We start from the raw sequence: 13,298 nt of genomic DNA on the forward strand, positions 1-13,298 counted from the left end.
AAGGAAGAGCAAATGAAGGGGGAAAATTCAGCCTCAAATCAAAAACCGCGCTCTTTTGCTCTGGAAGGGCCCTTTCTTTCTTATAAAGAGCATAGCATCATTTGTCTTCTTTCTATCCTTATAGCGATAAGTCATAGAATTCTTGTGATCCCCTTAGACTTCAAGTGGTCGTTGACCGTATCGCAGGATAGCACTCTTTTAGCATTCTTTGTGCTGCGTGAAGTCATTATGGTCTGTGTGTTTGCCTCTATACCTGTTCTCTTGGGGCTTTATCTCATCTTAACACATTTGTTGAGAAAAAACATTCAGCAGTTGAATGAAATTCTTCAGCAACGGGGTCAAAAAACCAGTCAACAAAATCATCCCGCAAAAAACGATAGAGAAAAAATAAACCGTGTTTTTATCGTATTCCTTTGCTTTATCGTTTTGTTTGAAGTCTCTTTTACCACTGTGGTTGTCATGCTTATTCTGGAATTTTATTCTTTTTTCTTTAAGCGCGTGAGAATCTATTGCCAAGTGAAAAAGGAATTGAAACGCGTGAAAGAAAAGCCTAACAGAGCGCTTGCGCAGTGATCATGAGGGAGAAGAGGCAAGGTTTACGCATTCTCGTGACACAAGAAGAGGGGGGAGAAGAATCATCAGGCAAAGAGGGGCAAGAAGTCTGAGGGGAAAGAAGCCCATTGTCGTTTGTGATGATGATGAGGCTCTTATCATTTGGAAAGTAAGAGCGTTTTTTTAATCTGGGGGGGATTTACCAGAAAACAAGGGAATGGCATATATCGCACTTTTCGTCGTGCTTAAAAGAGTGGGCGTGAGAAAAGAAATATGTTTGTCTAAAAAGGGAAGAGAAATGAAGGGGAAAAATTCAACATTTTATAACGGACTGCACGATTTTTTTGAGCAAGAGTTTTCTTCTATGCAAGAATGTGTTGTTCTTTGTTTCCTCTCACTCAGCATTGAGCTGGGGAACAGGATTTTCTTTTTTCCAGCTTTGGAACAAGAAAAATTGACAGGGTGGCAAGATACACCCCTTTTTCACTCTTTCTGCCTACTTTGGGAAGTGAGTGTCGTGTGTGTTGTTGCCTTGATTCCAATTATGTTGATTGTCTGCATAATATTGTGGCGTTTGTTGAAAAAAAATACTCGAAAATTGAAAGAAATACACCGGCAACGGGGGGAAATAATCCGTCACCAAAAGCATCGGTATAAAAAGGGTGATAGGGTAAAAATAGATGATATTCTTGTCATGGTATTTGGTCTCGTACTTATGCTCGTGACACTTTGGATTGCGTGTTTTCCCATAACGATTTTGGAACTTTATTATGGTGTCTTTAAGCAGGCGAGAAAATATTACTGTTTAAAACAACAACTGAAAAGCGTGTGAAAGAACAGGAGATAGCGTTTGAGGAATCATGAGCGGGCAAAAAATGGTTGAAGAAATGATGAGAAATTTGAGATTGATGGTTATTGCTCTCTATCACATTTTGCCTCTTAAGATGTTTTGGGGTTCTTTATGGTTTTGTCCTAAAACTTTGCTGAGCAGCGTTGAGGGTGGACTTTTGGGGCAGAAAAAGCTTGAATTGTCGACCGCCCTTGATTAAAGGACTTGAATTGTCGACTGTCATTGTTTAAAGGCAATACGGGTATTAAAGGCAGTGTGGGCTGAGAGGTATGAGGTTCTAAAGCCTAGAGTGACAAATTGGGATTTCCTTTATCGTTTGAGTGGAGAGGGTGGTCAAGGGGCTAAGGCGCCACGAATATTATGATTTCTTTATAATTTTTATCATGACACAAGTCATAACGGCTTGTGCACTTTTCTTAATTCCGGATTCCAGTGATATTGGGGTTTTGCATGCATCATCATGCGTAAATTGAAAAAAAAGATCCAGAAACGAGAAAAAAACAATCTTTGTGCGAGAGCAAATAAGCTCTCTACCGTATGGGTTTTTTCAAAGAGTGAGAGGGAAAAATGCAGGAGCAAAATTGGGTATCAGAGCAAGAAGCGCATAAAAGAGCGCATTCTTTTTCGTTTCAGCAAGCGTTGCTTTCAGCAAAGGATTATAAAATTATCTTCGCTATTGCGGTTATTATTATCATCTGGATAATGATGCTAAGAATACCAAATGTCTTAAATTGGCAGCTGATAGGGTGGCAACATGTTGTGCATGCCGTTATCCTGAAAACAACGGACTTCATAATCGGTTGTGCCCTTTTATTGATTCCGGTGATGTTACGGCTTCGTAAAAAAGTGACGTGTGAATTGCAGGAAAATATTCAAAAACTAGACCAAGCGCTCTCTGAGCGAGAGCAAATAAGTTCTCTGTCGCACGGGCTTTGTAAATAATGAGGGGAAAAAATGAACATTGATCCTATCGTCGTACGTTTCTTAGATCCCCAGTTCTGGGTGATGATTGCTGTTTTCATGGTCATTATCATGCTTGTTTTGGCTCTTTATATCTCTGTCTTTAAACGGATGAAAATGAATTTCCAAGTGAAAGGCGCGTTGGAAGAAGTGCTGAAAGAAAATGATCTGGCAATGCAACAGTTTTGGAAAGATGAAGCTGTGGTGCAGAAGAGGCGTTTGAAACTAAAGGAAAAGGAAAAAGAACCCTTTGTCGATTATGATGATCATGAAATTCTCACGATAGAAAGTGCAACAGTGCTTTTAAAAAGCTTGGGGTGGTCCGTGGACATTGAGGGAAAAGGAGATTATTTGGCAACGCTCTTTTTACCTGATCGTGAAGTGCAGTTTCTCTATAACGAAGAACAAGTGGAAGACTTTTCACCCTTTGATCGCGGGCTTCTCATTATGAGTGGTATTTTTGCGGCCGCTTGTCAGACCATTAATCCTCATAATTCTGGGGTTTTGCCAACGATGTTTATCAATTTTGTGCCCAATGGATTGGAAATTTTTGAAGAAAAAGTAAGCGTTGCACGTTTTAAAAAAGCCCTTGATAAAACTTTAAAATGGACAATGGAAGATGATTGTTTGCATGAAATGCTTTGCTCTCAATATCGTATTCCACCTTGGGAAAAAGACTCTTTAACATGGTCAACGGCTGAAGCAGAGTTGGCTCCTTATGCTTTGCTGCATCTTGGTGCTCTTGCCTTGCTGGGGGATGTGGAGACTTTAGGTTCTTATGACGAACGTTTTGCGGCAGGCGAGACACTTGGCTTTGATGAAACCATTGAAAAAGTTCATCTGGAACGCGCGATGGTAATGGCGCAAGAGGTGAAAAAGGCTGGAAAATTCAGTTACGGTCTGCTGGAACAGGTTGCTCTGATGTTCTCTATAGACGTGGAGGGCTATCAGATTTTTAGAGTGAGAGACCCTAATTTGTGCAATAAAAAACGCACTTTGCATAAAAATTTAGTCGAGGAGAAAAAACAAGAATTAAGGGAACAAGGATACACTGTGAGTGATAAACCATGTGTCTTTGAAAAAGGGGGCGTAAAATATTCCCCGGATATTACTTATATCAAAGATGGTGAACCTGCATTTATGGATATATAAAAATTGATTAGTTTATGCACTTGTTGAAGTCCCCCCTGATTTGAAGAAAAGCATTCTTGTTGAAAGGGGGAAGCGCCACCATTGAGATGCTTTGATACCAAAGCAAAATAAAAGGGCTCGAAAGAATCAAGAAGTACATCATGTTTTAAAAAAATAATCTGAAAATAATTTGATTCTTAAAAATAGGGGCGGACAAATGATGGAAAATTTGTCTCTTTCTTGTTTTTTTGAAGTCTATTCCTTTTTTTTTAGAAGACGCGCTTTATGCTTTCATTATGTGAAAAAAAGCACGCTAGAGATAAGAGAATATTCTGCTGAATAAAGTAGAATACATCATGATTGACTGCGTAAAATGCTATGGTTTTAAGTAGGGTGATCTTTTACACATTCTGTTGTTTTTTGTAAAAGTGTATGATGAATATTTGAGGGCTAGATTTTCCCATAGAGCTTATGAAAACACTGTTGTTTCCGGCGTGGGGGGTGAAGTATGCAAGAGGCGAAAACGATTCAAGAAAAACTGGATTTTCTACCAATTGATATAGCCAATTGATATAGATTGAGAAATTTCGTTCTTTATAGGGGAGAGAGCGTGATAAAAACGTTCTTTGACGGCGTGGCGATACTCCTTTCAGGTGTGGATATTGGTATGAAAACTTGTGGTGTTTTCGTGTAAGTGCCTTGTTCATCGAGGCTTGGACATGAATCCTATGGTGTGGAGGGTACCAAGGCTATTTTCTTGAAAACAGAGAATTTACTGGAAGAACTGAGATTGTGGCCATCATTAATGAAAGAGGTGTGAGGGGAGAGCCTGGGATCTAAAGTTTTTGTCTTTTGAAATGTGGGAAAGTAAAAAATGTTGTCTTTTAGGAGAGTAACATTGGATCAATAAAAACAAAGGCCCCGTTTTAAAAGGGCCTTTTTATTTAATTTTGCTCTGTATACAAAATGTATACAATTTTACTCTAAGAACTTTTAGTGTCTTATGCTTTAGTAAAAATCAGCTGTATGAAATATATAATAAGGGAGCCTAAAAAGCTAGCGAAGGCATTTAATAAATTTATTCCTTTTCCATATATATTATCTATTAATGCTTGTTCTGATGCAGTTCTATTATTTATTTTCAGTATATTCAATGTATCCGATGGGCTCCCTACGGGTTTAAAAAACTGTAAATGCGTTTTCTCACCAGTATAAGGAGCAACAATAGGAGAGGGCTGTTTATTGACTATACGATCAGACTTTTGAATCGCAAGAGCTAAACCACTTGTAATCGCCCCCGCTATAAAAAAATATCTGATATTCATAGTTTTTTTCTCCTATATTTACTTCTATAAATAAATATCGATAAACAAAGGTCCTCTTTTAAAAGGGCCTTTTTGTTTAATTTTCAATGTATACAAAATGTATATAATTTTATTTTAAGCGCTGTTTGTATTTTATATTTTAACAGCAATTATTTTTATAAAATATACAATAATCAATCCTAAAAAACTAACTATTGCATTCAATAAACTTTTTGCTTTTTCATATATATTGTTTATTGATTCTTGTCTGTTATTTATTCTCAGTATATTCAATGTATCCGAAGGGCTCCCTACGGGGTTTAAAAACTGTAAATGCGTTTTCTCACCAGTATAAGGAGCAACAATAGGAGAGGGCTGTTTATTGACTATACGATCAGACTTTTGAATCGCAAGAGCTAAACCATTTGTGATTGCCCCTGCTACGAAAAAATATCTGATATTCATAGTTTTCTCCTATATTTATTTCTATAAATAAATATCGATACGGATCATATATAGATTCACTTTAAATGACTATAGTAAAAATACAACAGTCATAAAAAAGAATAAACTTTGTCTATATTTTGACAAAATTTACTCTTAATTGCCTAAATCAATTCTTTCTGATTCCATTTTTGGATATTTTAAAAAAGCTTGAAAGCTCTGTCCGGAAGTGGAATCCCGTAAGATGGGTGACAAAAGAACTGCTAACAAAATTCTTTTTGTGCCATTGACTAAAGATTTATAAAAATGAGGGTTCATTAAAATTAAAATGAGATGTGATGAAAATTGAGTCAAACCCGTAAAGGGAAGGATGCACTCTTTTGAAGACTAGGGTGCACCCTCTATGAGATTGGGTACGTGCCATGAGGGTTAGGCATGTATCCCTTGAGGGGAAGGGTGCACTCTTTATGAGGGCTAGAGTGCACCCTCTATGAGATTGGGATACGTGCCATGAGGGTTAGGCATGTGTCCCTTGAGGGGAAGGATGCACTCTTTTGAGGGCTAGAGTGCATCCTTTATGAGATTGGGATACGTGCCATGAGGGTTAGGCATGTGTCCCTTGAGGGGAAGGATGCACTCTTTTGAGGGCTAGAGTGCATCCTTTATGAGATTGGGATACGTGCCATGAGGGTTAGGCATGTGTCCCTTGAGGGGAAGGATGCACTCTTTTGAGGGCTAGAGTGCATCCTTTATGAGATTGGGATACGTGCCATGAGGGTTAGGCATGTGTCCCTTGAGGGGAAGGATGCACTCTTTTGAGGGCTAGAGTGCATCCTTTATGAGATTGGGATACGTGCCATGAGGGTTAGGCATGTGTCCCTTGAGGGGAAGGATGCACTCTTTTGAAGGCTAGAGTGCATCCTTTATGAGATTGGGATCCATGCCGCATGAGGGTGAGGCATGTATCCCTTGAGGGGAAGGATGCACTCTTTTGAAGGCGGAGTGCATCCATAGGGGAAGGCATATCTCATAAAAATAGAGAAAGCCCAAGAGATTTATTTTTTATTTTATCTCTATCGGTTTGTGTATTTTATAGATATTTGCTTTGTCTCCTCAATATTTGAGAGGGTTATAGAGTAAGACTCACTGATGAAGGTCAGCTAATGAATATTGAGATCTCTATGAGAATTAAGATATTTTTGTGCTTTTTTTTTGTCTTTTTCTTGATTTTATTAGCTCACATGAAATTTATGAGGCATTTGTCTCCAATTTGGCTTTTGATGACACCAATGGATTTGGTATAATATTTCAATGATTTCAATGGCTTTATTAAGGGCTTTATTAAGACGCCCCTTAAGGAAGGGTGCTTTATCATAGAACAGAATAAATTGAGTCAATTTTTGTAATTCTTTATCTTGGACGTGTTTTATTTTACACGGGCTCTTTTGCTTGTAATGAGTCGATGGTTTGATGAATTTTAAGAGAAGCCTCCGTTAAAATAACAGAAGCCCGTTACAAAGAGGAAAAGTCTGAGAGAGTTGGCTCTTTTAGGCTAAAATTTCTAAGATGAAAAGCAGAAGACTATAATTCATCAATCCATTGCTAGAATAAAATACCTTATTGCTGTTTTGACGATAAAGAAAAATATTAGTGATTCTGTTGTGTTATAAAATAGCGTATGCCGTAAAACAGCTTCTCTCGTAAATCCTTCGGCCTTTGAGGGGGAATTTTTAAGGTAATTTGAAAGAAGAATGATGATCTCTTTTAGAATGGTCTATTTGGCAGGAGATCTTATGGAAGAAGAGTACAAAGTTTAAGAGGGTTTTAAGACAATACAGTCATAAAAAAAGCCCTCTGCTTCAAACAGAAGGCGATAATAAGAAGATTCTCAATATTGGGTTGTAAAAATATATTGGGTTGTAAAAATGTCAAAAAAGAATGAATTTAAAAAACTTACTCTTCCGTAACTAGCAGAAAATTAAAAAGAGAGCAATATAAAAATACTTTTTACAAAAAAGAAAACTTTGCTTTTTATGCTTTAAAACGTCATGAATACTTCTTTTTCATTGCATGTTTATTTTGCAATTCACTGTCAATTTAAGTCTTTAAAGATGTTATGACGTATGCAACCATATTTATGCTTCAATAAAAAAACAACAAAGAGAGCACCACATGATGCGATAGACTGGTGCGATAGACTGGTGCGATAGACTGGTGCGATAGACTGGTGCGATAGACTGGTGCGATAGACTGGTGCGATAGACTGGTGCGATAGACCCGCGTGGGATAAAAGGCTTTGTTTTTTAAGGGTGTGCGTGTTGCGTGTAAGGGGGTCGTGAAGCGCGTGTTTTTTTAAGATGGGGTGGAGACGATGGAGGGGGGAGCTGTTGGCGTGTGGCGCGGTGTGGGGGCGTGTAGATACAGAGTTCAGATGCTGGGTGCAGGCTTCTGTTGGGGTCTTGAAAGGAGGGGGGTGGCGTTAGCTGTTTTCCTTGGGTGACTTGAGGGGACAATGAAGTATTTTCGTGTGATGTGGGGGTGTTAGGGGTTCTCATGTTTTGGGAGCGGTGTTTCAGATAACGCAGGGGATTGTTGAAAAAATGTTGCCTGCTCTATAGATAAAGAGAGGGGATTATTCCGAATGTTTATGGTTTGCATAGCCCCAATGAAAGGCTAACAAGTCTAAACAATCTCGTAAATGATCGGCAAGGGAGTTTTGTTTGCGTTTTGAAGGACTTAATTCTTTGATCGCTTGTCCATAACCAATAACCTGCTCAAGCAGTGAATAGCCAAGAATACCAAGGTGCCCTTTGATGGTTTTTAAATGATTGGAGGCTGCTATTTGCCGTTCAATGGGGTGGGTATAGCTTTGGCTACAAGCAACTTTTTCACGGGTGTAGTCAAGGCTCATGTGCAGGTCTGCCTGACTGTGACGCCAGTAAAAATAAAACCGTTCTGCGGCTTTATATTGTGCCTGACTGATATGTCCTTTTGCATATAAAAGCGCAATGGGACGGCTTTGTGCATTGACAAGAACTTTAATGGTGCGCCGGTTGCTGGAACTTTCTGGATGATGCGGTTGAAAATAAGGATTGCGCGTTTCAAGGGCGACTTCTTGCGTCTTTAAATGACCCATGTGCTTTCCTTTCTCGTGAAGCTCAAGAGGGCGCGTGTTTTTTTTCTTATCTGGATGGTTCATCTCATCTCCTTAAAAATGTTGCTTGCTCTCGAAAAAAGAGGGGGGATGGTAAAAGGCATGTGTTGGCGTGTGTGCGTGAGGGTGCGGTCTTGGGGGATAGCTTGGATTGTGGCGCTTATGGGGGAGTCCCATGGATTTCGCATCTTGAAGCATGGATTGGGATCTTGAAGAGAGAGGTGTTTTGTTGCATGGTGGATTTTCCTTGAATAATTTGATGGGGGAGTGGTGTGATGTTGCACGGGCTTTGGTATTTTATGCTACGCCCAGCATTTTCCTTATGTTGGGGTATGAAGTAATGCTGCGGCGTGGTGCAAAAAAGGGGTTGTTCTTCAAGATGCTGTTGTTTGGTTTCATTTTTGCTGCTGTTACTGATTTTATTTATAAGCAAGCCCGAATATTTTGGTTTAGCTTGGCTTTGATCGGCGCCAAGTATTTGGGTGTGCCTTGGATTTGGTCCTTGAATGAGTGGGGTTCAATCTGCATTTGTGTCCTTCTTGTTCGTGTTATGAGCGCTTTTTTTCATGAGGGAATGCGGTGTGTTGGGGTGACTTGTGCTTTGTTTTTAAAAAGAATAGGCTTTTATTGAATCGTGGGCGTTTTCTTTAATTTTATGGTTGCGGGGAGACTTGTTGATGTCGCAGAGTTTGGTGCTTTTACTGTTATTGCTGTTTTTTTGCCTTTTTGTTGGGGCGTGTATTTTTCTGGATAAGGAGGCTGCGCGCCGCGGGGTTACAAGGTGGATGTTTTTTGGCAGGTGGGTGGTCTTTTATGGCGTGATTGCTCTTTACCTTAGTTTTATTTCTGTGGGCGTGGGATGTTACACTGTTAGCGGGGCGTTGTTGTTGAAGAGAGCGCTGTTTTCTTGCAGTTTTGTCGCTGTCCTTGGTTTGGTGCATGGGGGCGTCAAAAGTCTGCCTGTTGTTTGGCAAATGTTCGTGAAGACGACCCTCTTTTGTTGCTTGATGGGGGGTATCCTGTGGCTTTTTGTTGTGGGCGTCAGCGTTATGAATAGCGTAAGAGGCATATTCTTGAAGGCGTTGGTCTTGGCACTCTTGTTGAAACTGCTCTTGGTGCTCTTGGGGGCTTTATACGTGCGCAGAGTGATACGGTGGTGCAGAGGGTGTTGCGTGTTTTGAATTTTGTGCTGTTTATCTGCATTTTGTCTCTTGTCTTTAATTTTGCTCAGTGGGGAGCAGAGAGTTTGGGTTGGAGTTGGCTTTGGTTCTCGAATCACGATGTATTGATCTTCATTTGGGGATTTCTTTTTCCTTTTATTTATCAGGGAATGAAATCTGTGCGTGTGATGGCGGGACGTTTTTTTTTAAAGAGTGAGGAGGGGCGTTAAAGATAACGCCGGGGAGAAGATTGTTCAAAAGAACAGCGATAGCGGTAGGTTTGGGGGTCAAACCAGAGACCGACTTTGCCTTCAAAATCCCCAGAACGTTGTTTGGCAATATTCATAATGACACCGGGGCGTTTGACTAAATCGGCTTTTTCTTGCGCCAGAGAGGTGGCAAAGATTTTGTCTTCTAACGACCGGTTGCGCCAAATGGTGATGATGTTAAAAGCATTTGCTCCAATTTCTGAGGCACCTTTAATATCTTCTGTGCCAGGGATATCCTTATCCAGCCCCCCTTTGCGGGCATGGGCGACAAGATGAATATGAACAGTGTTTAAAACAGCCCAATCAACCATTTTATAAACCGCTTGTTCTTGTCCGGCATAATCATCAGAGGCAATGCCAAGCCGCATCAGACTGTCGATAATAAATTGATCACAACCATAACGCGCACGACAATAGTCAAAGACATCAAGCAAGGTGTCGACACTTGATTTGCCAACATGTTCATAAAGGATAAGCCCATCGTCTAAAAAATGCAAAATGCGTTCAATAGTCTCTTTTGTAGGCTTTTCTAAGCCGCCCGTTTGTTTGGTTAAACGCCGGAGCGATTGTTCTCCTTTCATTTCTAGAGAGGCTAAGCAAAGGCGACTGTTTTGCGCAATCCAATGGGGTATACAGTCGGACAACAATTGGCTTTTGCCTGCACCACTGGCACCACTCCACAGCGTTAATTCTGCGGGGCGAAAATGTAATTTGTCTTTCAGTTTAGGATAGGGAACCGTATAGCCAAGATGTTTTTCAGGCTCTGGCCAAAAAAGCCCAATCACTTGATCTTTATAGTCTGAGGCGCGTCGTAAGCCCTCTGGGGCAAAGCTTTTGGCAGAAGTAAAAGCCGATGCTATGGTGGCAGCATCAATGCCGGCGGTTAAACACTCATTGGCATCTTTGCGGGGTAAGCAAACACGGTAGCAACGGTGACGCCCAAGCCTGCTGGCAATTTCACGGGCGGCTTCTTCTCCGGGCTGGTCCATATCGGTGGCTAAAAAAATGGTTTCAAATGCTTCCAAATGATCAAATTCATTTTCAATCCAATTGTGCTTGCCCCCCTTTCCACCTCCAAAGGGGACAGAGACCGCTGGATAGCCATAGGCAGCAAGCGATAGCGCATCAATTTCTCCTTCCGTGATGACAATGGTTCGGTTTGTTGAAGAAAGCGTGGGAAACAACGTGGGGTCTATGGACGCATGTTGAGGCATCTGCGTAGCATTGTGGGGTGTGGCTGTGCGTTCCGATGCGTGTGTGGTGCTGTGGATTGTGGCGGTGGGCGCAGAGGTGTGCGTGGGCGTGTGGGGTGTGGGGTAAAGGGCTTGCCAACCAAATAAAATCGGTTCACATTGGGCTGTGGTAGGTTTTGTTTTCGCGCCTGCTTGAGTAAGCCGTTCTTTGACTAATGCAAGGGTGCCATCGGGTTTATAAAAGGGGAAAATGATTTTTTCACCCTCTTCTCCTATGCGGTAACGCTTTATAATCTCTAGAGGAATGCAGCGTTCTTTGTGGAGATAGTTTTTTACCAGATTCTGCGGGGGGCGCCCTTTTGGAACTGGGGGACGGCGATAGGAACGTTGGGGAACCATAAAAGGTTTGGGGCGTGTCAGATTGAGAGCAGCGCGTGCTTCTTCTAATGCTTGAGAGAGGTTGATGCCTTTGACTTCACACCAAAGGTCTAAAAGATCGCCTCCAATGCCTTCTGCAAAATCATACCAAAGGCCTGCTTTACTGCCGCTTAAGCAGACCGATAAACTTTGACCGGGCTCACCGCGCGTGTTGCCAACACTCCAATGGTTGCCACGTTTATGCCCTTGGGGAAGAAGCATTTCTGCTATCCGATCAGCTTGGGCAATAAGTTTTTGTTTGATTTCAAAAATTGTGCTCATAGTCATTCGTGATCTTATGCGTTTTGGGATTCTATTTTGCTGTTCTTGCTATTCAATCTTGTGGCAAAATCCGTAGCGCTTATGGCGTGCCAATCTGCTTTGTGGGCTTTTTACGGGTCTTGGCTTGCCAATGGATTTGGGCTCTCACTTAAACCTTCCAAAATTGCTGCGTTGATGTTTGCTTGCTGGTGTGGAAAGCGGAGCCTTTGCTGACGAGTGGGTAAGGGCAGGTGTGCCGCGTGAAAGAGAAGAGGCGGCGGTTTGCGGGTGTTGTGTTCAGGGTTGTTTTGCCTGATGGGACTTTGTCTGATGGTGTTTTGTTTATGGTTTTGAAACATTGGTGCACCCGCATTTGCTTGTGTGAGAAAATGGTTTGGCGTGTGATGTTAACAAGTATCGGTATAGTTGATCAGACTGCGGTAAAGGTTCTCGTTGCTCTGAGAGAGGCGCGGTGAAACGCTTTCCTGTTTTTGCTGTTCTAATCGCTCAATCTCACGGCGAAACCAGTTGCGCCATGTGGCTTGCCAATCTACTTTGAGGGCTTCTTTGCCACTCTTGGCTTGCCAATAATCGCGAAACTTCTTGGCTTGCCAATGGGCTTGGCTCTCACTCAAACCTTCCAAAACGGCTGCCTTGATGTCTGCTTGCCAAGTTTCAGGAAGACGGTGCCCTTTGACAATGCTGGTGGTGGTGGTTTTTTTGTCGGAACAAACTGGAGGTGAGTCTGAGAAACTGGAGGACACAAGATTGGTGGCGGGGTGGGGGTGTTTTCGTGGGACAATTTGTGTGTGAAGAACGCCAGCGCTCCCTGCTGGAGGAGCATTGGGAGAGACGTTTTCATGCTTGGTTTCTGCCAGTGAGGAGGAGTCTGGTGGGGAGGAGGCTAGTGAGGAAGAAAGCCCCAATGTGGGAGATGGCGTGCTTTGTTCAAAGCTCTCTTGGCTGGAAAGAGAAGGCTCGTTCTCATCAAATACCCTATTCTTTTCAAAAACACCGTTAGGTGTTTCCTTTTCTTCTGTCTTTTGAGCTTCTAAACTTTGTTGATCATCTCTTGTCCGATCGTTAAGCAGTTGTTGAATCTCAGTATTGATTTTCTTGCGCTTTTTTGCCGAAGAACGACCCGCAAAGGATTTTTGTTCAAGCAATTTTTCACGCTCTTGAAAAACATTTTCGCAACGTTTGTTCCATAAGCCATTGGCTAAACTTAAAATCTTACCCTCTTGGATAAGCATTTCTAAAACATTAACAAAAGTTCGCTTGTCACAACCGCAAAGACGCGCTAAACGTTCTTGCGATATTTCTAGAGGACGTCCGCGTGCATACATCTCATTGAGAAGAATCGTATAAATTCCAATTTCGTGTGCACGCATTCCGCGAACACCTCCTAGAAAATCATTTTGATACCAACAAACATACGGAAGCCTAGACGATTCATAGTGAGGAGTTTCTTGTTGATCAGCGTGTTTCATACGGCAATCTACTTTCTTCTTTCTTATACAGTTTCATTGACGGTAAAAGCGCAAACAGAAATTTAGCTTGTTGTTGCCTTTGGCTCTGCTCAATAACGACTAAGAGACTTCTT

General features: G+C 41.5%; 13 protein-coding genes. 8 read left to right on the plus strand and 5 right to left on the minus strand.

The annotated features are described in order from the left end of the window. Nucleotides 1-12 precede the first annotated feature (12 nt). From PVV70_RS06885 to PVV70_RS06905, 5 genes are all read left to right on the plus strand, one after another. Nucleotides 13-573, plus strand: a complete 561-nt coding sequence (locus tag PVV70_RS06885) for a hypothetical protein (protein WP_273758534.1) — start codon at nucleotides 13-15, stop codon at nucleotides 571-573. A gap of 196 nt (nucleotides 574-769) precedes the next feature. Then, nucleotides 770-1,384: a hypothetical protein gene (locus PVV70_RS06890; RefSeq protein WP_273758536.1), complete on the plus strand. Its 615-nt coding sequence runs from the start codon at nucleotides 770-772 to the stop codon at nucleotides 1,382-1,384. A 28-nt stretch (nucleotides 1,385-1,412) separates the two neighbouring features. Further along, nucleotides 1,413-1,601, plus strand: a complete 189-nt coding sequence (locus PVV70_RS06895) for a hypothetical protein (protein ID WP_273758537.1) — start codon at nucleotides 1,413-1,415, stop codon at nucleotides 1,599-1,601. 368 nt (nucleotides 1,602-1,969) lie between these two features. Then, a complete protein-coding gene (locus PVV70_RS06900; RefSeq protein ID WP_273758538.1) occupies nucleotides 1,970-2,344 on the plus strand; it encodes a hypothetical protein in 375 nt (124 codons plus the stop codon). A gap of 12 nt (nucleotides 2,345-2,356) precedes the next feature. Next, nucleotides 2,357-3,514 carry a DUF6990 domain-containing protein gene (locus PVV70_RS06905; protein ID WP_273758539.1) on the plus strand — a complete coding sequence of 386 codons (1,158 nt, stop codon included), beginning with the start codon at nucleotides 2,357-2,359 and terminating at the stop codon, nucleotides 3,512-3,514. A 980-nt stretch (nucleotides 3,515-4,494) separates the two neighbouring features. On the opposite strand, the gene PVV70_RS06910 is transcribed toward PVV70_RS06905, so the two are convergent. From PVV70_RS06910 to PVV70_RS06920, 3 genes are all read right to left on the minus strand, one after another. Next, complete coding sequence (locus PVV70_RS06910) at nucleotides 4,495-4,818, minus strand: hypothetical protein (protein ID WP_273719234.1); 324 nt, start codon at nucleotides 4,816-4,818, stop codon at nucleotides 4,495-4,497. 132 nt (nucleotides 4,819-4,950) lie between these two features. Then, the gene (locus PVV70_RS06915) at nucleotides 4,951-5,262 is read right to left on the minus strand and encodes a hypothetical protein (protein ID WP_273719233.1); all 312 of its coding nucleotides are present in this window, start codon (nucleotides 5,260-5,262) and stop codon (nucleotides 4,951-4,953) included. A gap of 2,611 nt (nucleotides 5,263-7,873) precedes the next feature. Then, nucleotides 7,874-8,440, minus strand: coding sequence for a hypothetical protein (locus PVV70_RS06920; protein ID WP_273758540.1), 567 nt, complete (start codon nucleotides 8,438-8,440; stop codon nucleotides 7,874-7,876). A gap of 202 nt (nucleotides 8,441-8,642) precedes the next feature. Between PVV70_RS06920 and PVV70_RS06925 the strand changes: the two genes are divergently transcribed. From PVV70_RS06925 to PVV70_RS06935, 3 genes are all read left to right on the plus strand, one after another. Continuing rightward, nucleotides 8,643-9,026 carry a hypothetical protein gene (locus tag PVV70_RS06925; protein ID WP_273758541.1) on the plus strand — a complete coding sequence of 128 codons (384 nt, stop codon included), beginning with the start codon at nucleotides 8,643-8,645 and terminating at the stop codon, nucleotides 9,024-9,026. A gap of 276 nt (nucleotides 9,027-9,302) precedes the next feature. Further along, complete coding sequence (locus PVV70_RS06930) at nucleotides 9,303-9,452, plus strand: hypothetical protein (protein WP_273758542.1); 150 nt, start codon at nucleotides 9,303-9,305, stop codon at nucleotides 9,450-9,452. 96 nt (nucleotides 9,453-9,548) lie between these two features. Further along, nucleotides 9,549-9,785, plus strand: coding sequence for a hypothetical protein (locus PVV70_RS06935; RefSeq protein WP_273758543.1), 237 nt, complete (start codon nucleotides 9,549-9,551; stop codon nucleotides 9,783-9,785). On the opposite strand, the gene PVV70_RS06940 is transcribed toward PVV70_RS06935, so the two are convergent. After that, nucleotides 9,782-11,716, minus strand: coding sequence for a bifunctional DNA primase/helicase (locus tag PVV70_RS06940; protein ID WP_273758581.1), 1,935 nt, complete (start codon nucleotides 11,714-11,716; stop codon nucleotides 9,782-9,784). The two genes, PVV70_RS06935 and PVV70_RS06940, sit on opposite strands and share 4 nt — an antisense overlap. Before the next feature lie 386 nt (nucleotides 11,717-12,102). Next, on the minus strand, nucleotides 12,103-13,185 hold the full coding sequence (locus tag PVV70_RS06945) for a DUF1376 domain-containing protein (protein WP_273758544.1): 1,083 nt from the start codon (nucleotides 13,183-13,185) through the stop codon (nucleotides 12,103-12,105). Between the last annotated feature and the right edge of the window lie 113 nt (nucleotides 13,186-13,298).

The sequence above is a fragment of the Bartonella sp. AU55XJBT genome, from assembly GCF_028618525.1.

What these genes read in the sequence shown, in the direction of transcription:
- PVV70_RS06885 (WP_273758534.1), top strand. Translation starts at nt 13, where the DNA reads ATGAAGGGGGAAAATTCAGCCTCAAATCAAAAACCGCGCTCTTTTGCT.
- PVV70_RS06890 (WP_273758536.1), top strand. Translation starts at nt 770, where the DNA reads ATGGCATATATCGCACTTTTCGTCGTGCTTAAAAGAGTGGGCGTGAGA.
- PVV70_RS06895 (WP_273758537.1), top strand. Translation starts at nt 1,413, where the DNA reads ATGAGCGGGCAAAAAATGGTTGAAGAAATGATGAGAAATTTGAGATTG.
- PVV70_RS06900 (WP_273758538.1), top strand. Translation starts at nt 1,970, where the DNA reads ATGCAGGAGCAAAATTGGGTATCAGAGCAAGAAGCGCATAAAAGAGCG.
- PVV70_RS06905 (WP_273758539.1), top strand. Translation starts at nt 2,357, where the DNA reads ATGAACATTGATCCTATCGTCGTACGTTTCTTAGATCCCCAGTTCTGG.
- PVV70_RS06910 (WP_273719234.1), bottom strand. Translation starts at nt 4,818, where the DNA reads ATGAATATCAGATATTTTTTTATAGCGGGGGCGATTACAAGTGGTTTA.
- PVV70_RS06915 (WP_273719233.1), bottom strand. Translation starts at nt 5,262, where the DNA reads ATGAATATCAGATATTTTTTCGTAGCAGGGGCAATCACAAATGGTTTA.
- PVV70_RS06920 (WP_273758540.1), bottom strand. Translation starts at nt 8,440, where the DNA reads ATGAACCATCCAGATAAGAAAAAAAACACGCGCCCTCTTGAGCTTCAC.
- PVV70_RS06940 (WP_273758581.1), bottom strand. Translation starts at nt 11,716, where the DNA reads ATGAGCACAATTTTTGAAATCAAACAAAAACTTATTGCCCAAGCTGAT.
- PVV70_RS06945 (WP_273758544.1), bottom strand. Translation starts at nt 13,185, where the DNA reads ATGAAACACGCTGATCAACAAGAAACTCCTCACTATGAATCGTCTAGG.